The sequence below is a fragment of the Oleiphilus sp. HI0132 genome, assembly GCF_001635845.1.
The window spans coordinates 1-430 of the sequence record NZ_LWGJ01000940.1; the positions used below are offsets into that span (position 1 = coordinate 1).

Here is a 430-nt window from a genome sequence, read left to right on the forward strand (position 1 = left end):
GGACTCCCAGAGAAACCAATCAACGGAACACGTCCATTCAACTCTTTACGTATGGTGCTCACTGCATCCGTTACGTAAGTCAAGTCTTTAGAGGTATCAACTATAGGTAGTTTCTCGACATCCTCTGCTGTTCGAACAATCTTCTTGAAACGAGGCCCCTCACCCGTTTCGAAATAAAGACCCAAACCCATTGCGTCCGGAATCGTCAAGATATCAGAAAACAGAATTGCAGCGTCGAGCTTGTAGCGCTCAAGAGGCTGAATTGTGACCTCGCATGCTAGTTCTTTATTCTTACACAGACTCATAAAGTCACCGGCTTGCGCTCTGGTCGCTTTATACTCTGGCAGATAACGCCCAGCTTGACGCATCATCCATACAGGCGTCACATCAACCGGCTTACGCTCTAGCGCTCTCAGAAATCGATCATTCT

Annotated in this window: 1 protein-coding gene; it reads right to left on the reverse strand. The window is 47.4% G+C overall.

Features of this window, described 5'->3' with window-relative positions; all coding sequences use genetic code 11:
- The coding region (locus A3766_RS10560) for a uroporphyrinogen decarboxylase family protein (RefSeq protein WP_304440964.1) at positions 1–430 on the reverse strand (430 nt) is incomplete at both ends.